This is a genomic window from Mycetocola sp. TRD_SC_2 (assembly GCF_055361225.1).
Genome location: NZ_CM143954.1, coordinates 2,585,860 through 2,607,925, shown reverse-complemented (window position 1 = coordinate 2,607,925; position 22,066 = coordinate 2,585,860). Strand labels below are relative to the sequence as shown.

22 protein-coding genes are annotated in these 22,066 nt (G+C 66.2%); 9 read left to right on the top strand and 13 right to left on the bottom strand.

Going from position 1 to position 22,066, the window contains the following annotated elements:
- Positions 1 to 2 precede the first annotated feature (2 nt).
- The 5 genes from ACWA1Q_RS12475 to purD all read right to left on the bottom strand — a co-directional run bounded on the left by ACWA1Q_RS12475 (position 3) and on the right by purD (position 5,192).
- Positions 3 to 884, bottom strand: coding sequence for a VOC family protein (locus ACWA1Q_RS12475; RefSeq protein WP_463757754.1), 882 nt, complete (start codon positions 882 to 884; stop codon positions 3 to 5).
- A gap of 54 nt (positions 885 to 938) precedes the next feature.
- Positions 939 to 1,406, bottom strand: a complete 468-nt coding sequence (locus ACWA1Q_RS12470; RefSeq protein ID WP_463757753.1) for a GNAT family N-acetyltransferase — start codon at positions 1,404 to 1,406, stop codon at positions 939 to 941.
- 8 nt (positions 1,407 to 1,414) lie between these two features.
- Positions 1,415 to 2,872 (bottom strand): MFS transporter, encoded by a 1,458-nt coding sequence (locus ACWA1Q_RS12465; RefSeq protein ID WP_463757751.1) that lies wholly within the window; start codon positions 2,870 to 2,872, stop codon positions 1,415 to 1,417.
- 11 nt (positions 2,873 to 2,883) lie between these two features.
- Positions 2,884 to 3,777 (bottom strand): phosphoribosylaminoimidazolesuccinocarboxamide synthase, encoded by an 894-nt coding sequence (locus ACWA1Q_RS12460; RefSeq protein ID WP_463757749.1) that lies wholly within the window; start codon positions 3,775 to 3,777, stop codon positions 2,884 to 2,886.
- Positions 3,778 to 3,902: 125 nt separating this feature from the next.
- Positions 3,903 to 5,192, bottom strand: coding sequence for a phosphoribosylamine--glycine ligase (purD, locus tag ACWA1Q_RS12455; RefSeq protein WP_463757748.1), 1,290 nt, complete (start codon positions 5,190 to 5,192; stop codon positions 3,903 to 3,905).
- 19 nt (positions 5,193 to 5,211) lie between these two features.
- Here purD and ACWA1Q_RS12450 point away from each other — a divergent pair, with 19 nt between their 5' ends.
- Positions 5,212 to 5,580, top strand: a complete 369-nt coding sequence (locus ACWA1Q_RS12450) for a sterol carrier family protein (RefSeq protein ID WP_463757747.1) — start codon at positions 5,212 to 5,214, stop codon at positions 5,578 to 5,580.
- Positions 5,581 to 5,592: 12 nt separating this feature from the next.
- Here the strand turns inward: ACWA1Q_RS12450 and ACWA1Q_RS12445 are convergent, their stop codons facing one another.
- Positions 5,593 to 6,372 (bottom strand): EI24 domain-containing protein, encoded by a 780-nt coding sequence (locus tag ACWA1Q_RS12445; RefSeq protein WP_463757745.1) that lies wholly within the window; start codon positions 6,370 to 6,372, stop codon positions 5,593 to 5,595.
- Between the two features lie 148 nt (positions 6,373 to 6,520).
- Here ACWA1Q_RS12445 and ACWA1Q_RS12440 point away from each other — a divergent pair, with 148 nt between their 5' ends.
- From ACWA1Q_RS12440 to ACWA1Q_RS12420, 5 genes are all read left to right on the top strand, one after another.
- Positions 6,521 to 6,910 carry a potassium transporter Trk gene (locus ACWA1Q_RS12440; protein WP_463757744.1) on the top strand — a complete coding sequence of 130 codons (390 nt, stop codon included), beginning with the start codon at positions 6,521 to 6,523 and terminating at the stop codon, positions 6,908 to 6,910.
- Positions 6,907 to 8,028 carry a phosphoribosylformylglycinamidine cyclo-ligase gene (gene purM / locus ACWA1Q_RS12435; protein ID WP_463757742.1) on the top strand — a complete coding sequence of 374 codons (1,122 nt, stop codon included), beginning with the start codon at positions 6,907 to 6,909 and terminating at the stop codon, positions 8,026 to 8,028. Before ACWA1Q_RS12440 ends, purM begins: the two co-directional genes overlap by 4 nt.
- Before the next feature lie 30 nt (positions 8,029 to 8,058).
- A complete protein-coding gene (gene purF, locus ACWA1Q_RS12430) occupies positions 8,059 to 9,516 on the top strand; it encodes an amidophosphoribosyltransferase (protein WP_463757741.1) in 1,458 nt (485 codons plus the stop codon).
- 109 nt (positions 9,517 to 9,625) lie between these two features.
- The gene (locus tag ACWA1Q_RS12425; RefSeq protein ID WP_463757739.1) at positions 9,626 to 9,781 is read left to right on the top strand and encodes a hypothetical protein; all 156 of its coding nucleotides are present in this window, start codon (positions 9,626 to 9,628) and stop codon (positions 9,779 to 9,781) included.
- Positions 9,782 to 9,822: 41 nt separating this feature from the next.
- Complete coding sequence (locus tag ACWA1Q_RS12420; protein ID WP_463757737.1) at positions 9,823 to 10,158, top strand: TIGR02611 family protein; 336 nt, start codon at positions 9,823 to 9,825, stop codon at positions 10,156 to 10,158.
- A 52-nt stretch (positions 10,159 to 10,210) separates the two neighbouring features.
- Here the strand turns inward: ACWA1Q_RS12420 and ACWA1Q_RS12415 are convergent, their stop codons facing one another.
- From ACWA1Q_RS12415 to ACWA1Q_RS12400, 4 genes are all read right to left on the bottom strand, one after another.
- Positions 10,211 to 10,405 (bottom strand): DUF3073 domain-containing protein, encoded by a 195-nt coding sequence (locus tag ACWA1Q_RS12415; protein ID WP_121671734.1) that lies wholly within the window; start codon positions 10,403 to 10,405, stop codon positions 10,211 to 10,213.
- A 199-nt stretch (positions 10,406 to 10,604) separates the two neighbouring features.
- Positions 10,605 to 11,231 (bottom strand): helix-turn-helix transcriptional regulator, encoded by a 627-nt coding sequence (locus ACWA1Q_RS12410; RefSeq protein ID WP_463757736.1) that lies wholly within the window; start codon positions 11,229 to 11,231, stop codon positions 10,605 to 10,607.
- On the bottom strand, positions 11,228 to 12,085 hold the full coding sequence (locus tag ACWA1Q_RS12405; protein WP_463757734.1) for a DUF4097 family beta strand repeat-containing protein: 858 nt from the start codon (positions 12,083 to 12,085) through the stop codon (positions 11,228 to 11,230). The genes ACWA1Q_RS12410 and ACWA1Q_RS12405 overlap by 4 nt, the downstream gene beginning before the upstream one ends.
- Before the next feature lie 123 nt (positions 12,086 to 12,208).
- Positions 12,209 to 12,508 (bottom strand): rhodanese-like domain-containing protein, encoded by a 300-nt coding sequence (locus ACWA1Q_RS12400; RefSeq protein ID WP_463757732.1) that lies wholly within the window; start codon positions 12,506 to 12,508, stop codon positions 12,209 to 12,211.
- A gap of 127 nt (positions 12,509 to 12,635) precedes the next feature.
- On the opposite strand from ACWA1Q_RS12400, the gene ACWA1Q_RS12395 reads away from it, so the two are divergent.
- On the top strand, positions 12,636 to 13,379 hold the full coding sequence (locus ACWA1Q_RS12395; RefSeq protein WP_463757730.1) for a MerR family transcriptional regulator: 744 nt from the start codon (positions 12,636 to 12,638) through the stop codon (positions 13,377 to 13,379).
- Between the two features lie 52 nt (positions 13,380 to 13,431).
- Here ACWA1Q_RS12395 and yczE read toward each other — a convergent pair whose 3' ends face one another.
- A complete protein-coding gene (gene yczE, locus ACWA1Q_RS12390; RefSeq protein ID WP_463760862.1) occupies positions 13,432 to 14,082 on the bottom strand; it encodes a membrane protein YczE in 651 nt (216 codons plus the stop codon).
- Positions 14,083 to 14,144: 62 nt separating this feature from the next.
- Between yczE and yczR the strand changes: the two genes are divergently transcribed.
- Both yczR and ACWA1Q_RS12380 read left to right on the top strand, forming a co-directional pair.
- Complete coding sequence (yczR, locus tag ACWA1Q_RS12385) at positions 14,145 to 15,578, top strand: MocR-like transcription factor YczR (RefSeq protein ID WP_463757729.1); 1,434 nt, start codon at positions 14,145 to 14,147, stop codon at positions 15,576 to 15,578.
- A gap of 148 nt (positions 15,579 to 15,726) precedes the next feature.
- Positions 15,727 to 19,152, top strand: a complete 3,426-nt coding sequence (locus tag ACWA1Q_RS12380) for an efflux RND transporter permease subunit (protein ID WP_463757727.1) — start codon at positions 15,727 to 15,729, stop codon at positions 19,150 to 19,152.
- Between the two features lie 29 nt (positions 19,153 to 19,181).
- Here ACWA1Q_RS12380 and ACWA1Q_RS12375 read toward each other — a convergent pair whose 3' ends face one another.
- Complete coding sequence (locus ACWA1Q_RS12375) at positions 19,182 to 20,669, bottom strand: pyridoxal phosphate-dependent decarboxylase family protein (RefSeq protein ID WP_463757726.1); 1,488 nt, start codon at positions 20,667 to 20,669, stop codon at positions 19,182 to 19,184.
- A complete protein-coding gene (locus ACWA1Q_RS12370; protein WP_463757724.1) occupies positions 20,666 to 22,045 on the bottom strand; it encodes an MFS transporter in 1,380 nt (459 codons plus the stop codon). Before ACWA1Q_RS12370 ends, ACWA1Q_RS12375 begins: the two co-directional genes overlap by 4 nt.
- Positions 22,046 to 22,066: the final 21 nt, after the last annotated feature.

Here is a 22,066-nt window from a genome sequence, read left to right as displayed (position 1 = left end):
AACTAGACGGTGACGCGGATGAGGTTCGCCCACGGGTCATCGAAGCTCAACGTTCGTCCGTCGTTGCGGGTCTGGATTCTGTGGTGCGTGAGCCGCTCGGAGAGCTCGCCCACGGCATCCGTCTCGCCGACCTGAATGTCGATGCGGCCGAGTCCGAGCGCCGGCATACGGGGGCCTGCGCCACGCGAGTTCCAGACGTTCATCGCCATGTGGTGGTGGTAGCCACCGGCGGAGACGAAGAGTGCCTGGTTACCGAGCGACGCCGTGGCGTCGAAGCCGAGCGTGTCCACGTAGAACGACCGGGCGGATGCCACGTCACCGACGGACAGGTGAACGTGGCCGATGCGGGCGCTACCGAAGACAGATTCGTCGCCCGGGATCGTCTGCCCCTGTTCGGTGAGATGCTCCGAGAGGTATTCGTTGGGATCGAGATACAGTGTGGCCATTTCGACCTGGCCGTGGACCCAGCTCCACTCGGTGCGATCGCGGTCCCAGTACAGCTCTACGCCGTTGCCCTCGGGGTCGGTGAAGTAGAACGCCTGGCTGACGAGGTGGTCGGCGCTGCCGGTGAAGGTGCCGGGTGCCTTGCGGGCGACCGAGTACAGCGCGGCGGCGAGTGCGGCCTGGGTCTCGAAAACGATGGCGGTGTGGAACAGGCCCGCGGAGCCGGGTGCGGCGTGCTTGAGGTCGGGTGCGTGCTCGAGGATCACGGCTGGCACTCCGCCGCGACCGAGCGTGACGGTGTTGCCGGTGAACGAGAGGGGACGCAGGGTGACGGCATCCGTGTAGTAGGTCGTCATCGCGTCGAGATCGGCCACGAGGAGGGTCACAGGACCCATGGCGGTGTCGGCGGCGAGCTTGTCTGCAGTCGGTGTCGTGTTCATGGTGTTATCTACAATAGTTGTAGCAACAACATTTAGCAAGTGCTCCCGTGCTGATCAGAGCTCCCGACCGAGCGAGACCGTTTTCAGATTGTTGGCGTAATGGCCGTAGTTCGGGATGTCGGAATACCCGGCCGAACGGTACAGCGCGATCGCTTCCGGATGGTTCTCGTTGGTTTCCAGGATCATGAACGTCACACCGTGCTCGCGCGCCGAATCCTCGAGCCAGCGCAGCATCGTGCGTGAGTAGCCATTGCCACGGTGACTGTCGTCGACGAACATACGTTTGAGCTCCCCATGATTCTCGCCAACTCGCCTCCAGAGACCCATGGCCACGGGTTCGTCGTCCACATACCCGACCGCGACCGCGCCGCGAGGTGGCACGAATTCGGCACCGTCGATCGGGCTGCGATCAGGGCCCCCGTAGACCCGGGTATAGAGGTCCTGAAGCTGGCCGATCAGCCGAACTGTGTCTGGGTCGGAGTACTCGCGGCGAACGATGACGAGGAGTGAATCGTCAGGCATGGCACACGTCAGGACGAAGCCTGTGCGCGCTTGCGCAGGTCGAGCAGGCTGAGGATCAAGGCGACCCCGAGCAGGGCGACGATGATCGTCGTGCCGCGCCCGTAGGCGTCCCGGTAGATCGTCACGGGGTTGGCGAGTCCCTGCTCGGCATAGAGCGTGGCGAAGAATGTGCTCGACGCGACGGCGACACCGATCGCGGTTCCCACGCGCTGGCCGACCTGTGCGACGGAGCCGGCGACGCCACCCTGGGTGATCGGCACGTCCTGCAGGGTGAGGGTCTGGTTCGGAGAGATGACGAAACCGCCACCGGCACCGGCGACGGTGAGCACGGCGGCCATGAGCCACGGCGTCCACTCTTCGGAGGCGAAAGCTGCGATGGGAAGAGTGGCGCCGATACCGATTCCGGCGAGTGCAACACCGAGGACGACGATGGGGCGGCCGTAGGTGTTCACGAGGCGTCCGCCGAGCCAGGAGGTGACGGCGGAGGCGAGTGCGAACGGGATGGAGACCATGCCGGCGAAGACTGCTTCGAGACCAAGGCCCTGCTGCAGGAACAGCGTGACGATGAGGAACATCGCCGGGATCGCTGCGAAGTACGCGGTGGCGATGAGGATCCCGTTCCGGTACGACGACAGGCGCAGCAGCCCGAAGTGCACGACGGGAGACTTGCCGATTCGCAGATACCGACGTTCCCACCAGACGAAGGCGGCCGCTGCGACGACGAAACCGATCAGCCAGAACCAGCGGTTCGGGTCGTCGTCCGGTCCTCCGGTGGTGAGCACGAACGGCAGCATGAGGCTGAACGTCGCGGTGCCGAGGAGCAGGATGCCCGTCACGTCGAGGCTCTTCACATCGGCGTCATGGATTTGCTTGCGCGGCAGAAGTCGCCACGCGAACCAGATCGCGATGAGGCCGAGCGGAATGTTCATCCAGAACAGGAGTCGCCAGCCGTTCTCCAGCCCTCCGACCGCGATCAATAGACCGCCGATCGTTGGCCCAAATGCCGTGGACAGTCCGATCGTTGCCCCGAAAAGCCCGAACGCTTTGCCGCGCTCCCTGCCCTGGAACAACTGCTGGATCAGGCCGAGGACCTGTGGCATTTGAATACCCGCGGCAACGCCCTGCAGGATACGGCCGATCACGAGGACTTCGATGGTGGGGGCGATCGCGCACAGAAGGCTCGCGAGCATGAACGAGGTCAGCCCGATGAGGAACATATTGCGACGGGAACGGATGTCACCCAATCGGCCGGCCGGGACAAGCGCGAGACCGAACGCGAGCGCATAGCCGGCGACGATGAGCTGCAGCTCGGTGGCACCGCCGCCGAGGGACTCCTCGATCGACGGCAGGCCGACGTTGACCTTGGACAGGTCGAGGATCGTGAGGCTGGCCACACCGGCGCAGACCCAGAAGCTCTCCCACTTGACGCGGGTGGCGGTGGATTCTTTGGGAGAGAGTTCAGACATCTCTCGAAACCTTACGCCGTCAGTCGCTCCAGCAATTCGCGGTAGCGCGCTGTCGTTTTTTCGACTATCTCTGTCGGCAGTCCAGGCGGGTCTCCGGCCTGGTCCCAGTTCGCCGCGAGCCAGTCGCGGACGATCTGCTTGTCGAAGCTCGCCATGCGCGCCTCTGCCGTCTCAGCGGTTGCGTAGGTGTTCGCGTCCCAGTACCGCGACGAGTCGGACGTCAGCACCTCGTCACCGAGGGTCAGGGCGCCATTGACCGGGTCTCGACCGAACTCGAATTTGGTGTCCGCGAGGATCACGCCCCGTTCTTCTGCAATGGCGGATGCCTGTGCGTAGATCGCGAGGGACGCGTCACGCAACGCCGTGGCATCCGCCTCACCGACCAGCTCGATGCTCTGCTCGAACGAGATGTTCTCGTCATGCTCACCCATCGGAGCCTTGTATGCCGGGGTGTAGAGCGGTTCGGGCAGGCGGTCACCGTTCTGTAGTCCGTCGGGGAGGGGGATGCCGCAGACGCTTCTGGACGCGACGTATTCCTTCCAGCCGGATCCGGTGAGGTAGCCGCGCACGACACATTCGACCGGGAACATGTCGAGCTTCTTCACGAGCATTGCCCGACCGGCGACCTCGGCAGGGATGAGGTCGGTCACCGTGCCGTCGTCGCCGAGCGCCTTCTCGGCGAGGAGGTGGTTGGGCACGTCGAGGCGGTCGAACCACCACAGGCTGAGCGTGGTGAGGAGTTCGCCCTTGCCGGGGATGCCGGGGGAGAGCACGTGGTCGAAGGCGCTGACCCGGTCGCTCGCGACGACGAGGAGGGAGTCCGAGTCGCCCGGGCGCTCGTAGAGGTCGCGGACCTTGCCTGAGTAGAGGTGGGTCCAGCCGGGCAGATTCGTCGATGTGCTCACCCGTCCATTATCGCGTCACGGGGTGCACGCGGTGTGCGGTCGTGATGACGGTTGTATCGACATGGCAGTTACGCACTCAAAACACCGAGTTTTTGGGATTTAGAGTGCGTAACTGCACTCTCGCGTCAGCGCGCGACGCGGGCCGCGATGTCGGTCCGGTACTGCGAACCCTCGAGGGAAATGTTGCCGATGACCCGATACGCACGGGCGCGAGCCTCAGTGAAGTCGTCGCCGAGCGCGACCACGCTGAGAACGCGACCACCGGTCGACACGAGCTGGTCGCCTGACTGCGCCGTAGCAGCATGGGCGAGGTGGACGCCGGGAACGGCATCCGCATCGGTGAACGTGCCGAGGGGGCGTCCGGTGACGGGAGTGCCCGGGTAGTTCTCGCTCGCGAGCACAACGGTGACGGCGGATGCCGCGGCGAACGTCGGGCGGTCTCTGTCGGCGAGCGTCCCGGTTGCCGCAGCGTAGAGCAGTGACGACAGGGGCGACGTGAGGCGGGGCAGAACGACCTGCGTCTCGGGATCGCCGAAGCGGGCATTGAATTCGATGACCCGGATGCCATGGTCAGCGTCGTTCTCGCGACGCGAGGTCAGGATGAGACCGGCGTAGAGCAGCCCGATGAACGGCGTCTGCTCCTCGGCGAGCTGGGCCACGACGGGCTTCGCGATGGTCTCGAGCACCTCGGTGATGAAGGCTTCTTCGCTGCCGAAGGTCTCGTCGAGCCAGGGGAGCGGTGAGTACGCACCCATGCCGCCGGTGTTCGGGCCTTCGTCGTTATCGGCGAGGCGCTTGTAGTCCTGCGCGGGGGAGAGTGGAACAACGGTGTGACCGTCGCTCACGAAGAACAGCGAAACCTCCTGGCCGTCGAGGAACTCCTCGACCAGGACGCTGCCGAAGTCGAGGTAGGTGCGGGCGTGTTCGATGGCTGCGTCGCGATCGGTGGTGACGAGAACGCCCTTGCCTGCGGCGAGGCCGTCGGCCTTGACGACGTAAGGGGAACCGAACTCGTCGATCGCCGTCTCGACCTCGGCGAGGGTTCCAGCGCGGCGGGCGCGTCCTGTCGGAACGCCGGCTTCGTCCATCACGCGCTTGGCGAACGTCTTCGAGCCCTCGAGCTCGGCGGCGGCCTTGCCGGGACCGAAGACGGGAATGCCCTGCTCACGCAATTCGTCGGCGACACCGGCAACGAGGGGAGCCTCCGGCCCGATCACGACGAGGGCGATGGCTTCGGCGATCGCGAAGTTCGCGACGGCGACGGGGTCGTTGGGATCGAGCGCTACGGTCTCGGTGACCTGCGCGATGCCCGCGTTACCCGGGGCCGCAACGATGTCGTGTTCTTCCTCTTCGCTGAGGAGGGACAGGATGATGGCGTGCTCTCGCGCGCCCGAACCGAGGACAAGGATCTTCACGAGTACTAGCCTAGAGCGCATGGCACGTGCCCGTATTCCTGATGACGTAGGGCGCGAAGCGGTCGACCTGGCCGTTCGCGAGGCGGCGTCGCGCGACGAGATCGCGACCGCCGTTCGCTACACCCTCCAGCTGCTCGCTGAGCGTTCGAGCGGCAACACCCTCGAAGTGCGGGTGCCCCCGTTCGGCGCCGTCCAGTGCATCGAGGGTCCTCGGCACACGCGAGGCACCCCGCCGAACGTGATCGAGACGGATGCCGAGACCTGGCTCGCACTCGCGACCGGAGCGTTGTCGTGGACCGACGCCGCGGCATCCGGAACCGTGCTGGCATCGGGGCAGCGTGCCGACCTCACCGGTCACATCCCGGTGGTCCGCGGAATCGGAACCTGACCGGGCGCGAACTCAGGGTTTGTGCGTTTCGCCCAGCGAACGGCGAGCGAGAAGCGTTGCTCCCGCCGCGGCCGCTGGCATGGTCACGAGGGCGCCGAGCGGCACCAGAAAGAGCAGGAACACGGCGATCCCGAAGCCGAGAGTTGTCGATCGCTGGGCACCGAGTGCCTTCCGGCGCTGTTTGAGTGCGAGGCCACGGCGCTCGAATGCCGGCGTCGACAACTCGAGCGCGAGGAACCAGCCGCCGGTGATCGCACCCAGGATCCAGGCGAGGATCGTGCCGATGAGCGGGATGAACCCGAGCACGAAGAGCCCGAGCCCGATCGCGACGGTGACAACAAGCAACCGGAGTGATTCTCCGATGCCCCGGGCGATCGAGGCGAGAAGCGGTGCCTCGACCTCGTGCGGCACGCCACCGAGCGACTGCTCGACCCGCTCGGAGATCTTCTCGAAGAACGGCTGGCCGATGAGCAGGGTGATTGCCGTGTAGCTGTAGACGAAGACAAGGAGGCCTGCGCCCACGAGGGCGGCCATGACGAGAAAACGGATGCCGTTCCGGTACACCTCGTCCCAGTTCTCGGCGAACGGCGTGACGGCAGTGGCGATGTTCTGGAGATTGAACGCGAGCACAATGGCCGCCGCGACGATGAGGATGAGGGTCACGAGTCCCGGGATCGCACCGATGAACATGAGCCGCGGTGACGTGCTCCACATCCGGAAGCCCCGCCCGAGGAGGCGGATGCCCATGCTGAAGCCGGCCAGAAACCCGGTCTTGGTCGTCGCGCCCATCATGGAATCAGGGTAGCGCCCGGCGGAGCGCACGCTCGGTTTCATGGGCGACAATAGGAGTATGAACACTGAGCCAGCCCGTCCTGCGCCAGACTCCCCACCCGCAGACACGAACACGTCCGCTTCGCCGGACGGTCGTCAGCGTGTGGCCGTGAGGCGCTCTCCGAAGTTCGCCAACTTCGCCATGCTCGGTGCGCTCCTCGGTGCTGTGGTGGCCTTCATCCTCACGGTGTCGATTCCACGCGACCTCGAATACGCCCGTGCCAACGGCTTCGCCGAATATTCGCAAATGCAGATCTTCGGTTTCCTCCTTCTCATCGGCGTCGTCGTCGGTATCGCCATCGCGCTGACGATCGCGATCCTGCTCGACCGTAGGAGCAGTAAGAAGAGGCGCTACCTCGAAGCGGATAAGGTGGACGTGCGCGAGGCTCCAGCCCCGTCCGCCGACATCGAAACGGATGCCGTCGACGCGGCATCCGCACCGGCTCTCGAGCAGAATCCCCCGCAGACTTCTCCCACCACGAACGAGGGCAAAGCGTGAGCACATCCACCCCGGCCGACGACTCCTCCTCGAGTTATCGGCAGGCTGGTGTTGATACCGCCGCCGGTGATCTCGCCGTCTCGCTGATGAAGTCCGCCGTGTCGAACACGCACGGTCCCGAGGTCCTCGGCGGAGTAGGCGGGTTCGCGGGTCTCTTCGACGTCTCCTTCCTCACGTCCTATCGCCGCCCGCTGCTCGCCACGTCGACAGATGGAGTCGGTACCAAGGTCGCGATCGCCCAAGCCATCGACAAGCACGACACCATCGGGCAGGATCTCGTCGGCATGGTCGTCGACGACATCGTCGTGGTCGGAGCGAAGCCCCTGTTCATGACCGACTACATCGCGTGCGGCAAAGTGGTTCCACAGCGCATCGCCGACATCGTCGCGGGCATCGCTCGCGCCTGCTCGGCCACCGGTACGGCACTCGTCGGCGGCGAAACGGCAGAGCACCCGGGCCTCCTCGGGCTGGATGACTACGACGTCGCCGGCGCAGCCACTGGTGTGATCGAAGCGGACGACCTTCTCGGCGCCCACCTCGTCCAGGATGGTGACGCGGTGATCGCGCTCGAGTCCTCCGGGCTCCACTCCAACGGCTACTCCCTCGTGCGGCACATCCTCGCCGAGCGGAACATCGCGTTCACAGACACGTCGGCCGAGCTCGGCGGTGTCGTCGGCGAAGTGCTCCTCGAGCCGACCCGCCTCTACACCTCACCGCTGCTCGAGCTGATCGGCCGCCACCCGGGCGCCGTTCACTCCCTCTCCCATGTCACCGGAGGTGGAATCGCCGCCAATCTGGCGCGCGTGCTTCCCGTCGGCAGCTGGGTCGAGGTCGATCGCACCACCTGGTCACCCGCTCCCGTGTTCCGTGCGCTCAGCGACCTGGCCGGCTCAACGCTCGAAAGCGCCGAGGGAACCTGGAACCTCGGCGTCGGATTCTTCGCCGTCGTGTCAGCGGATGCCGCGAGCGCCATCACTGCGGACCTCACCGCTGGCGGCATCCCCGCCTGGCAGGTCGGTACCGTACACACCTCGACCAGGGACCTCATCGGTTTTGAGCAGGGCGCGAAGGGTGTCGACGGCGGCGCCGTGCGCCTCGTCGGAAGCTACTCCCATTAAGATCACCACCACGCAAGGAGCCCGCTAGGTATGTGCGGCATCGTCGGCATCGTCTCACCGGAACCGGTCAACCAGCAGGTCTATGACGCATTGTTGCTGCTGCAGCACCGCGGGCAGGACTCCACGGGGATCGCGACCGCTGACGGCCCCACCTTCCACATCCACAAGGCCAAAGGTCAGGTGCGCGAGGCGTTCCGCACGCGCGACATGCGCTCGCTCCAGGGCAAAATGGGCCTCGGCCACGTGCGGTACGCCACCAAGGGCATCGCCGACAACGAGCAGGAAGCCCAGCCGTTCTACGTGAACGCGCCGTACGGCATCATCCTCGTGCACAACGGAAACCTCACGAACACTCGCGAGCTGGCCGATGACCTGTTCCACATCGACCGCCGCCACGTGAACTCCACGAGCGACACCGAAATGCTGCTGAATGTATTCGCCACCGAGCTGCAGGCACAGATCACCGGGCTCGAACTGGACCCAGACCAGGTCTTCACCGCTGTCTCGCAGGTGCACGAGCGCGTCGAGGGATCCTACGCCGCGATCGCCATGATCGCCGGTCACGGTCTGCTCGCCTTCCGTGACCCATACGGCATCCGCCCCCTCATCCTCGGCCGTCGTGCTGCCGGTCTGCTCGGTGACGAGTGGATCGTCACGTCGGAGTCCCTCGTGCTCGAGAGCGCCGGCTACGAGGTGGTTCGTGAGGTTGCACCGGGCGAAGCCATCTTCATCACCACGTCGGGAGAGATGTATTCCCGGCAGTGCGCCAAGAACCCGCGGCTTGTGCCGTGTTCGTTCGAGTACGTCTACCTCGCCCGCCCCGACTCGGTCATGAACGGTATCTCCGTCTACGAAGCTCGACTTCGCCTCGGCGACCGGCTCGCCGACACGATCGCCGAGTATACGCCGATGGGTGACATCGACGTCGTCATGCCGATCCCAGACTCCTCCCGGCCAGCGGCCATGCAGGTCGCCCAGAAGCTCGGCATCGAGTACCGCGAAGGCTTCTACAAGAACCGGTACGTGGGCCGCACCTTCATCATGCCCGGCCAGGCACAGCGCAAGAAGAGCGTGCGGCAGAAGCTCAACGCGATGTCGACGGAGTTCACGGGCAAAAACATCCTTATCGTCGATGATTCGATCGTGCGTGGGACGACGTCGAAGGAGATCGTCGACATGGCCCGTGCCGCCGGCGCCAATAAGGTGACGTTCACCTCGGCCGCCCCTCCCGTGCGCTACCCGCACGTGTACGGCATCAATATGCCGTCGCGGTCGGAGCTCGTCGCCCACAACCGCAAGATTCCGGAGATCGCGCGGGAACTGGGCGCTGACCGCCTCATCTACCAGGAGGTCGAGGACATGAAGCAGGCCATCATCCAGGGATCTTCCGTCACTGAACTCGAGATGAGCTGCTTCACCGGTGACTATGTCACCGGCACGGTGACCCCGGAATACCTCGAGTGGGTCGAGCGCAACCAGCTCTCGTAGCCGCGGGAGCGGCACCCGGCGAGCCGTATCGCACAAATCGCTCCACTGTCAATGCTGCGGCGTTGTCCCTCAATCGTGAAACAGTCGTTTACGAGGGAGTGAAGACAACATGAGCGTAATCACACGGCACAACGAACGGCGTACGAGCGTATTCAGCGAGGTACGCGAGGCGGCACGGGACGAACTCCTGATGGTCGTCGCTGGAGCAACGGGCATCGCCTCGGTGGCGACAGCCATCGCGTGGACCGTCGTCGCAACAGCCTGACTTCGCCGCAGAATCTCAGTTCCGGGCTCTACCGTGAATGCATGGTCTCCGAAGCCGAACTGAACGATGACATCGCCGCCGGCGAAAACCCGAACCGGCCTGTGCGCAGGATGCTTCGGAGCATCCGCTCCTGGATCGACACCCGCCCCAGACTCCGCACGATCCACCGGATCAGCGTCGGCATCCTCGGTGGGGTCATCGCGGTTCTCGGGCTCGTTCTCGTGCCGCTGCCAGGACCGGGATGGCTTGTCGTGTTCCTCGGCCTCGCGATCCTCGGAACGGAGTTCCGCTGGGCGAAGCGTGCGGCGAACGCCCTGAAGCGACTCCTCGCCCGATTCTGGGCATGGTGGAACGCCCGGAAAGCGGCGCGAGCATAGGTCGCCCCGGTGATCGTACTTCGACGGGCTCAGCAACCAAGCGACGTCGAGCTCAGGCCCGCTTGGGCTCTCCCGCTGGGAAGTCGTCGGTGTATTCCGACCACTTCGCCGCCTCGTCGCTGTAAGTGTCGTCGTGTGAATGACCCGTGAGCTCGCGCTCAAGAGCGTCGTAGTTCACATCAGGACTAAACGACTTCAGCTCACGCGCAATCTTGGTGTGCTTTGCCTTCTGACGGCCACGCCCCATGCGAGACCCCCTTACGAATTAGTAGCGGGGCGGTGAAGATCCGCCCTATGGTTTTCACCCACCAGGGAACGATAAAGACTAACGTCGATCTTAGCATGACGGCCCGGCTCGAAAGGCCGCAGCTGGACCGGCGCGCGGCGCAACAGGCTCAGGCCGGAACCCTCCCGGATCCCGGCCTGAGCGCGATGTCGCGCGGGTGCTATTCCGTTGTCGTGCCGAAGGTCGCGCGGATGCCGTTCCGCACGCGATCGAGATCGTCGCGCAACTGGCGCACGGTCGCATCCGTCAGTGCGCCGGTCTCGACCTGCTTGCGCAAATCGGATCGGAGCTGCTGACGGAACTCGGTGATCACCGTGTCGGCGTCGTGGAGGGCGATTCGGCTTGAGGTCCGGACGTCGGGCTGTTCGGTTGAAACAAACGGCGCACCGGATGCGGCCTGCTTGGCCTGCCGCGCGGCCGAGGCGAGGTCGGCCTTGAGGCTCCGCATCGCGTCCGTCACCCCGGTGCGCACCTCGTCGGCCAGTCGGCGCACCGAGTCGGTGAGTTCGAGTTCGATCGCGTCGAGGTCGCCGCGGCGTTCCTCAAGTTCCAGGCGACCGGCATCCGTGATCGAGTACACGGTCTTGCGGCCGTCGCTCTCCTTGGTGACGAGGCCGTCCTCTTCGAGCTTTGCAAGGCGGGGGTAAATCGTGCCGGCACTCGGCGAGTAGGTGCCGCCGAACCGTTCTGACAGCGACTGGATGAGCTCGTAGCCGTGCTTCGGGCCCTCCGCGAGGAGGCTCAACAGGTAGAGGCGGAGGCTGCCGTGGCTGAAGACGGGGCTCATGCCAGGCCCTCCGTCGAGAAAGCGTCGTCGGTGGACGTCGAGGGGGCTTCCGCCCGACGAATGACGGTTACGTTGCCCGAGACCGAATTGGCGACAACGTCGGTATAGAAGTTCCCGTCGCCCTCCGTGGTGCTCGTGAATCCGCGACCCCGCGTGCCCTTAATCACCGAGCTGTCGAGCTGCAGTTTTCCGGACACGGTATTGACGACGTAGCGGGTGCCGACGTCGGGCGACAACCGCGCGGTCAAGTGGCCCGAGACCGTATTGGTCGAGATTCGGTCACAGTGCCCGTGGGCGTCAACGAAAACATCTCCGGAGACCCCGTCGCTCGAGAATTTCGTGATGTTGCCGGATGCCGTGATGTCGCCGGAGACGGTGTGGGCGTTGATCGCGCCGGTGTGGGACTGCACGCTCATCTCGCCGGACACGCTGTTGAGATCGAGATCACCCGTCACGCCCTCGACTTGAAGCTCGCCGTTCACGGTCGAGAGGCGGGCGCTCGTGTTCAGCCCTGAGATGAGGGCACTCGCCGAAACCATGCCGAAGGTCAGTGCCACCCGGCGCGGAACGAGGACGCTGATTTCGGCTTTCGCGGAGTTCTGCCCGAACGACTTGAAGACGTCGAGAAAGTTCTCCCAGCCGAGTTGCGGGTGATCGATCTCGAGCACGTCGCCGTCGATGGAGATTTTCAGATCTTTGCCCGAGACGGTGTGCACTTCGACGCGGGCGGAGTCTTCGTCGTGGCCGATGATGTCGATCTGGCCGCCGATGAGTCCGACTTTGAGCTTGCGGACGAGTTCAACATCGATGACGCGCGACTCCCCGGGGAGTACGACCCATTTTTCCAATGCCATTGTTCTTCCTTCTCTGCCGGCCTCACGGCCGAATTCGACGTCGCGATATATCGCGACCTGCTCACACGATATATCGCGAGTGAGGGAAGATCAAGGAGTTTCGAGGAACACTCAGGAAGCGGCTCAACCCTGGGTGGTGGGGAGCCCGGCGTCCTGCCAGGCGTGGGTTCCGCCCTCCACATTGACGGCGCGATAGTCGCGTTCTTCGAGGTATTCGGCAACCCGGGCGCTGCGGGCGCCTGACGCGCAGATCAGATAGAGCGTCTCGTCGGCGGGAAGTTCGCCGATGCGCTCAACGAATTGGCTCATCGGGATGCTTGTGGCACCGACCGCCCGGACGGCGGCAAATTCGTCGGGCTCGCGCACGTCGATGATGGCCGCGTCCTTGAGCTTGGCGAGTTCGGCGACGGTGATGGTGTCCATGGTGTCCAATCTGCAGGGGTGTCCGTGTGATTATTCGTGAGCGGGCCAGCATCCGCAATTCGGATCTCGTTCTTGACCTTGACGCTACGTCAACCTCTATCGTTGGAGAGAAGTAAGGAGGGGTGTCATGGACTGGTCCATTCAGGAGATAGCCCGCCACGCGGGAACGACGAGCAGGGCGCTGCGGCATTACGGCGACATCGGATTGCTGGCGCCGAGTCGCATCGGAACCAACGGGTATCGGTATTACGACGAGCAGGCGCTCGTGCGGCTCCAGCGAATACTGCTCCTTCGGAATCTCGGGCTGGGGTTGCCGGCCATCGCCGACGCCCTCGCCGCGTCGACCGAACCGGTCGAGGCGCTCACCACCCATCTGGACTGGTTGGGCCGGGAGCGAGAGAGACTCGCGCTGCAGATCGCGACCGTCGAGGACACCCTCAACACCTTGAAAGGAGGTGAACAACTGATGGCAGAGAAAATGTTTGACGGGTTCGACCACGCTCAGTATCAGGACGAGGTCGAAGAGCGCTGGGGTAAGGATGCCTACGCCACGAGCGACGCGTGGTGGCGTTCGATGAGTGACGTCGAGAAGATTGAGTGGCAGGAGCGGGTCTCCGCTCTTGGCGCAGACTGGACCACGGCAGCCCAGTCCGGCATAGCCGCGGACAGCGATGAGGCTCAGGCCCTTGCGCGCCGCCACGTCGAGTGGCTCTCATCGGTCCCTGGAACGCCCGGCGAGATGAAGGAATACGTGACAGGCCTCGGCGACATGTACGTCGCCGACGAGCGATTCGCTGCGAATTACGGCGGGGTCGCCGGCGCTGAGTTCGTGCGGGGTGCCCTCGCGGTGTACGCGGACCGCAACCTGTAAGCCCTTCGTGGCGAGCGGCATCCGTTCTTCTTCGCGAAGATCGGATGCCGCGTCAGTTGGCGGGGGAGTCGACGAGCGGTTCGCTCGGCTCGACCGAACCTTCGAGCCCACGACGTGTGTCGTCACCGGGGAGCTCGATCCGGAACCACGGAATGGTGATGTTGCAGAGCGGCCCGACAAGGAGCGCGAAGAGAACGGTACCGACGCCGACATTGCCACCGAGGATCCACCCGGCGGCGAGGACCGATACCTCGATGAGCGTCCGCCCGACCCAGATCGGCCAGCCGGTGCGCTCGTGAATACCGGTCATGAGGCCGTCGCGCGGGCCGGCACCGAATCGGGCGCCGAGATAAAGGCTCGTGGCGAGGGCCAGCACGAACAGGCCCGCCGGGAACATCAGAATCCGGAGCCACAGGTCGAGGCCCTCGGGAATCAGCCACAGCCCGAGGTCCGCGGCCGGGCCGACGAGCAGCACGTTGAGCACTGTTCCCACCCCCGGCTTCTGCTTGAGCGGAATCCACAGCAGGAGGACGATCACCCCGATCGCGATGGTCAGCGTGCCGAAGCCCCAGCCGGTCTTAATCGAGAGCCCCTGGGTGAGGACGTCCCACGGGGCCACGCCGATGGCGGCACGGACGATCAGCGCGAGCGCGATGCCGTAGAGGAAAAGGCCAATCAGTAGTTGGAGGGAGCGTCGGAGCATAACCACAATCCAATTTTAGAATTGGCCTTTCGACAAGAGGCCAATCGATCTAGAGTGGCCCCATGTCTGAGGTCCACATCACGGCCCGAGCGCTCGCCGCCCTTCTGGGGAGGTGGCGCACCGACGATGAAGCCGCATATCGTTCGCTGGCCGATCGCATCCGTCTCCTCATCGTAGACGGGCGGATTCCCGCTGGCACCCGGATTCCCGCCGAGCGCGATCTGGCCGAACGCCTCAACGTCTCGAGGACGACGGTCACCGCCGCGTATCGCGAACTCCGCGACAGCGACTATCTGGAGAGCCTGCGTGGATCCGGCAGTGTCGCGCAGCTGCCCGGAGTGCGACCCGGCCCCGGGCCGTCGAGTGCCCTCGGATATCTGGATTTCAGCAAAGCGGCGCTCCCGGCCGAGCCCCGGCTGGTGGAAGCTGCACAACGTGCAGCCGCGAGGCTTCCGCACTACCTCGATCAATTCGACTACGACACGATCGGGCTCCCTGAACTGCGGGCGGCGATCGCCGACCGCTACATCGACGCGGGGCTTCCGACCTCACCCGACGAGATCCTCGTCACCCTCGGCGCCCAGCACGCAATCGGTTTGATCGCGAGGACGCACCTCTCGCGGGGTGACCGGGCCGTGATCGAGCACCCCACCTACCCGCACGCGCACGACGCGCTGCGGTCGGCGGGCGCCCGCCTCGTCCCCATCGCTGTGACGGCCGACGGCGGCTGGGACACCGATGAACTCGAGCAGGCGATCGACAGGTCCTCGCCGACGCTCGCGTACCTCATGCCCGATTTCCACAACCCCACCGGCGCGACGATGCCCGCAGAGACCCGCCGCCGGGTCTGCCAGGCGGCCGCACGCCAGGGCACCGTGCTCGTCGTCGACGAGACCACGGCAGAACTCGACATCGACCGGGGAACTCCGTTCGTGCCGTTCGCAGCCTCCGACGATGCCGGGGCGAAAATTCTCACCGTCGGATCCGTTGGCAAGACCATCTGGGGCGGACTCCGCGTCGGCTGGATTCGCGCGGACCGGGGTGTGATCCGCAAACTCGTCGCCGCCCGCAGCATCGGCGACCTCGGTACCCCGGTGCTCGAGCAACTCACCGTGCTCGAACTGCTGCCCGAGATGGATGCCATCCTGGCCGGGCGGCGCCAGCAGCTCGCGGCGACGAGGGACCGTGTCGAGGAGATCCTCGCCGACCGCTTGCCGCACTGGGAGGTTCCGCACGTGCAGGGCGGGCTTGCGATCTGGGCCAGCCTCGGCGCGCCGGTGAGTTCCCAGCTCGTGCTCGCGGCACGCAGCCAGGGACTCCTCATCGCAGCGGGCCCGCGATTCGGCGTAGACGGCGCGTTCGAGCGGTTCCTCCGCATCCCGATCACCTATGCCGTCGGCGACACGGAACGCGCCCTGGACGCCCTCGCGAGCGCCTGGCAATCGATCATGCGGGCGCCTGTTCCCGACGCCGCGCTGCTCGCCGAGATGGTCTGAACTGGGAGCATCCCCTGAGGTGCCGGATTCGCCGGGCAGTCGGTGATGGGGCAACCCGCCCCTGTGACAGACTTTTACTGGCTGAGCGGCCTAAAGATCGCTCGCTCCGTCGCGATCGCGGCATCCTTCGCTGGCCTTCAGGAGAATCGTGCACGCCCTCGCCGTTCTGAGCATGAAAAACCGTGCGCTCATCGCGCTCGTGACCATCGTCGCCGCCGTGTTCGGCGGTATCGCGTTGACGAGCCTCAAGCAGGAGCTCGCGCCGAGCGTGCAGTTCCCGCAGCTGGCCGTCATCACCAACTACCCGGGTGCTGCTCCCGCCGTGGTCAACGACGACGTCTCGACGCCGATTGAGACAGCGATCCAGGGTGTCGCCGGCCTCGAATCCACTGCGGCAACCTCGTCGACGAACCTCAGTCTGATTTCGGCGACCTTCACGTACGGCACGGACCTCGCGACCGCTGAGCAGAAGATCAACCAGGCGATCAACCGGATCAAGTCGCAGCTCCCCGCCGATATCGATCCGCAGGTTCTCTCGGGCAGCCTCGATGACCTCCCCGTGCTGCAGCTCGCTGCCACGGGTGCAGATGGCGACACCGACGCGCTTTCCGATGCCCTCGCCCGCACCGCCGTCCCGGACATCGAAGACGTCGAGGGTGTTCGCGAAGCCGCTGTCGTCGGAGATGTTGGCCAGCGCGTCACGATCACCCCGGATGCCGCCGAGCTGCAGGGCGCAGGCCTCACCACTGCGGCGATCAGCCGCACCCTTCAGCAGAACGGCGTCCTCCAGCCGGCCGGTGAAATCACTGAGAGCGACACCACCTTCGCCGTGCAGACCGGTTCGAATCTCGGCTCCGTCGAGGACATCGCCGCACTGCCTCTCGTCGGCCAGTCGGCCGGTGAGGTCCGCACTCTCGGCGACGTGGCATCCGTCGCCCTGACAGACAATCCCGTGACGAGCATCTCCCGCGTCGACGGGCAGCCAGCGCTCACCATCGCGGTGACCAAGCTGCCTGCCGCGAACACCGTCGATGTGTCGAACGGTGTTCGAGCCCTGATTCCCGGACTCGAAGAAGCCCTCGGGAGCGACGTCGAGCTCGCGATCGTCTTCGACCAGGCGCCGTACATCGAGGAATCGATCGAGGCGCTCGCGACCGAGGGACTGCTCGGTCTCGTGTTCGCGGTGCTCATCATCCTCGTGTTCCTGCTCGACGTGCGCGCGACGCTCGTCACCGCCATCTCGATCCCGACGTCGGTTCTCATCACCTTCATCGGCCTCCAGGCCAGCGGCTACACCCTCAACATCCTCACCCTCGGTGCGCTCACGATCGCCATCGGGCGCGTGGTTGACGACTCGATCGTCGTCATCGAGAACATCAAGCGGCACATGTCCACCGCTCGGGACCGCAGCCCTGACGGCCGCGCCTTCTCGATCCTCACCGCCGTGCGCGAGGTCGCCGGAGCGATCACGGCGTCGACGATCACTACCGTCGCCGTGTTCCTCCCGCTCGCGTTCGTGGGTGACATGACCGGAGAGCTGTTCCGTCCGTTCGCGCTCACCGTCAGCATCTCGCTGCTCGCATCACTCCTTGTGTCGCTCACCATCGTGCCGGTGCTCGCGTACTGGTTCCTCCGAGCGAAGGAGACGAAGGCCGACACCGGGAAGGCCCGCCCGGCGCGCGTCTCCCGTGCCGAGGCCCGAATGGCAGCGAAGGTTTCAGACAGCGCAGACGCAACCGCCCCCGAGGTTGTCGAGCCGGCCACGACGCCCGTGCGCGAACTCCCCGCCGGTGTCTTCGCCTCTCCGGCGATCGTCGGCGCCGAGCACCTCCAGGCACCGCAGCGCGCTGCTGTCGCCACGGACGCCGAGGCTGCGGGGATCGCGGCCACCGGCTCTGAGGCGCCGACCACCGTCGCCGTGCTTCCCGCCGAAGACGCGGTGCCCGCAACCGCCTCACCGGGCACCGTCACTCGCCGTGGCCGCAGGAACGGCGGTGAGATCGACGACGAACTCGACACCCCGACGCGGCTGCAGAAGGGTTACCTGCCGATCCTCAACTGGACGCTTCAGCACTCTGTGGTGACGATCCTCCTCGCCGTGCTCGTTCTCGGCGGAACTCTCGCCCTCGTGCCGTTCATGAAGACCAACTTCCTCGGAGACTCCGGCCAGAACACGCTCAACGTGTCGCAGACTCTCCCGGTTGGTGCGAGCCTCGAATCGCAGGATGCCGCCGCGACCCTCGTCGAGGACGCCTTGCGCGACATCGACGACATCGAGAGCGTCCAGCTCTCCATCGGGTCGTCCGGAAGTTCGATCCGAGACGCGTTCGTCGGCGGAGGATCGGGAAGCATCACCTACTCGATCACCACCAACGAAGACGCCGACCAGGAAGCCCTGCAGTCGCGCGTGCGCACTGAACTCGGCGACATCGAGGGAGCGGGCGAGATCGAGGTGGCGGCATCCGGTGGATTCGGTGCGTCGAGCGACATCGAGGTCGACATCACCGCTCCGGACGAGGAGACCCTGCGCGAGGCGACGGATGCCGTGACCGAGGCGGCGAGGGACCTCGACGGAATGCGTCAGGTCACCAACAACCTCAGCGATTCGCGGCCATACATCGCGGTGCAGGTCGACCGGCTCCGTGCGGCAGAGGCCGGCTACTCCGAGGTCGCCCTCGGCGGCCTCGTGTCCGGAGCAATGCAGCCGTCGACGATCGGTACCGTCGTCATCGACGAGACCACCGTGAGCATCTACCTCGCGAGCGAGGACCCGCCCGCGTCGGTCGAGGAACTGTCTGCCCTGACCGTTCCGACGGTGCTCGGCCCCGTGCGGCTGGACTCCCTCGCGACGGTCGGCGAGGTCGACGGACCGTCGTCGATCACGACGGTGCGCGGCCAGCGGTCAGCGACCGTGGCGATCACCCCGGCGAGCGACAACATCGGGACAGCGAGCGCCGAGGTCGCGACCGCGGTCGATGAGCTCGACCTCGATGGCGGAGCCACCGCAACCCTCGGAGGTGTGACGGCCGACCAGTCAACCGCGTTCGAGCAGCTCGGCCTCGCCCTGCTCGCCGCGATCCTCATCGTGTACGTCGTCATGGTCGCCACCTTCCGATCGCTGCGTCAGCCGTTGCTGCTGCTCGTGTCCGTGCCGTTCGCGGCAACTGGCGCGATCGGCCTGCAGGTGCTCACCGGTGTTCCGCTGGGCGTGGCCTCCCTCATCGGTGTGCTCATGCTCATCGGAATCGTCGTCACGAACGCGATCGTTCTCGTCGACCTCGTGAACCAGTACCGGGACAAGGGCATGGCCGTCGCCGACGCCGTGCGGCATGGCTCGAGCCGCAGGCTCCGCCCGATCCTCATGACGGCACTGGCGACGATCTTCGCGCTCGTGCCGATGGCCCTCGGTATCACCGGTCACGGCGGCTTCATCTCGCAGCCGCTCGCGATCGTGGTCATCGGCGGGCTCGTGTCGTCGACGTTCCTCACGCTCATCGTGCTCCCGACGCTCTACAACCTCGTCGAGGGTGCCCGCGAGCGGCGACTCGCGCGACGGGCCGCGGCCGACGCGTAGGCGGCATACGGGTCGCGCTACGGGTCGCTTCAGGGATCGATGAGGCCCGCGAGCAACTCCACGAGCAGGCGCTCGGTCAGCGGTGCCGGCAGGGATTCGAGCAGCGCGAGCAATGGCGCCATCCGCTCGGGGAGAGCGCCCCCCGTGCGAATCCCGATCCCGGCAAGCAGAGCGGATGCCTCGGCCGAGTCGATCGGACGGCCCCGGTTCCCGAGACTCCCCAGCACGTCGCCGAACCCGACCGGCAGGCCGCTGAGCACGTCGTCCGCCGCGGGGACGCCGCGGACCTCACCGGCTGCGGTTCGGAGGGCGGAGATCAGGTCGGGAAGCACCGACTCGGTCACTGGTGTGATGGTGAGGTGCGTCGTGTGGGGCAGACGGCTGCCGTCCGACTGCAGCAGCCCCGGCTGCAACTGCAGCAACCAGCCGTGCGACCGTACCCGGTCGGCCCAGTGGTGGGGGTCGACGCGTTGTGCCGCCGGGAGGGACTCGTCCGTCGCCACCGCACACAGCGGCCCGGCGGGGGAGCCGACCACACGGAGACCCTCAATCGCGTTGATCGCGATGGTGACGGCATCCGTCGACCGGCGACAGGAAGCGGCAAGGTCCGCGAACCCGGGCTCGCCGAGCCGCTCGACGATCGCCCACGCGGCGGCCAGCGCACCCGCCGACTTGGAGCCGAGCATCGTCGCGTTGACGACGGGGTAGCCAGGCCAGCGCCGGGTGGCGAAGTACTGGGCACGGTGGCGGTCGCGACCGCGGTGCAGGAGAACGGATGCCCCCTTCGGCGCGTATCCGAACTTGTGCAGGTCGGCAGAGATACTCGAGACTCCGGGGGCGGCGAAATCCCACGTCGGGAGCGGGTCGGCAGGCGACCACCACGGCAGCACCCAGCCGCCGATGCAGGCGTCGACGTGGCACGCGATGCCCGCCGCCTGGGCGGCCGCGGCCACCGCGGCGACCGGGTCGAGCGACGCATGGGGGTATGCGGGTGCGGACACGACGGCGAGCGCGACATCCGGACCAAACCGTGCCGTGAGGGCATCGGCGCTGACCTGTCCGTCCGGGCCGACCGGCACGAGGTCGAGGTCGAGGCCGAAGTAGTGCGCTGCCTTCGAGAACGCGGCGTGCACGGTGACGGGTGCGACCAGCCGTGGGATGCCGGCTCCTCCGGAGGCGCGCCACAGGTCCCGCGCCGTCTTCACGGCGAGCAGGCAACTCTCGGTGCCACCCGATGTGACGGAGCCGGTGACGTCGTCGCCCCCGTGCAGCATCCGCCGGGCGAAGCCGATCAGGTCGCGTTCCATGGCCGCGACCGACGGGAACGTGGTCGGGTCGAGCCCGTTCACGGGTTGCATGATGCGGATGGCCTCTGCCGCGAGTTCGTCCAGTTCGGCGAGTCCGGAGTCATAGACGTAGGAGAGGACCCGGCCGCCGTGGGTCGGGGCGTCTGCCTGCCTCAGTTCGGCGAGCCGGGCGAGGATCTCGGTGGATGAGGCGGTCAGGGCGGATGTCATTGGGCAGCTTTCCGGTCGCGGTGCGGCTGGGCAAGGGTGTCGATGTCTGTTCGTCGAAGGCGATACCGGCGGAGCGGGACCAGGCTGGCGACGATCAGCAGCGCGGGGACGACGCTGAAGCTCACGATGATCCCGGCGATCGCGGTGCCGGACTGTTCGACCGACTGGCCGGCGATCCGTTCGGTGTAGCCCGTGGCGGCGAGCACGAGGGTGAGTGCCGTCGCGCCGAACGCCATGCCCATCGTTTCACCGGCGGTCCACACCCCGCTGAAGGTCCCGGCGTGACCGTCGCCCGAGGTGCGGGCATCCGCGGAGATGACGTCGGGGAGCATCGCGAGCGGCAGCGATTGCATGCCGGCGTACGCGGCACCGGCGAGCGCGACCGGTGCGTAGACCCAGGCGCCTGGCGCCACCAGCATCCCGAGGAGGCAGAGCGCGGCGAATGCGAAGAGAGTGCTGGCGAGAGCGAACGCATGCTCCTTGCCGACTCGTCGGGCGAACCGGCCCCAGAGCGGCGCGCACAGCAGGGCGGGTGCGATGAGCGCGACGAACAGGAGGGTCACGGCTGCCTCGGATCGCAGCACCCACGTCGCGACGTACTGGGCTCCGGCGAGCATCATGCCTGTCGCGAGCGCCTGCAGCACGAAGGTCGCCAGCAGGGTGCGGAACGGCAGGCTGCGTCGCAGCGCCGCGACGGCGGCACGGTAGCTCTCGGCGAGAGGCGCGTTCGGCGACCGTCGGGCGATCGGCGGGTGCCGGGGAGCGACGGATGTCGAGACGAGAAGTCCGGTGCCGATCACGACGCCCGCCACGACGGCCATGAGCAGATACCCCGCGCGCGGGTCGTCGCCCAAGCCGCGAAGCACGGGCCCGCCCGCTCCGAACAGGAGGATCGCAACCGTCAGCACCACCACGCGCCAGGTGAGGAACCGGGTTCGGTCGTCGTACCGCCGGGTGAGTTCGGCGGGGAGCCCGATGTATGGCACCTGGAACAGGCTGAACACCGTCGCACAGCCGAGAAATGCGATCGCGACCCACGCCATCGACGCGGCCGGGTTGAGTACCGCGGGCACCGCGAAGGTGAGCACGAAGAACACCGGAAGGGTGAGGGAACCGATCAGCATGAACCGTCGCCGGGATCCGGTCGTCGCGAGGCTGTGGTCGCTGCGGCTCCCGATCACCGGGTCGATGACGACATCCCAGATCTTGGCGACGGCAACGAGTATCCCGGCGGCGAGGGCAGCCACACCGAGCGTGTCCGTCAGGTAATAGACGAGCACGAGCCCGGGAAGCGTCGCGAACCCTCCGGTTCCGAGCGAACCGATCGCATACCCGGCGAGGGTTCTCCGATCGAGCGGCTGCACCGTTGCGTCCATGACCGCAGCCTAGGGCCTGGC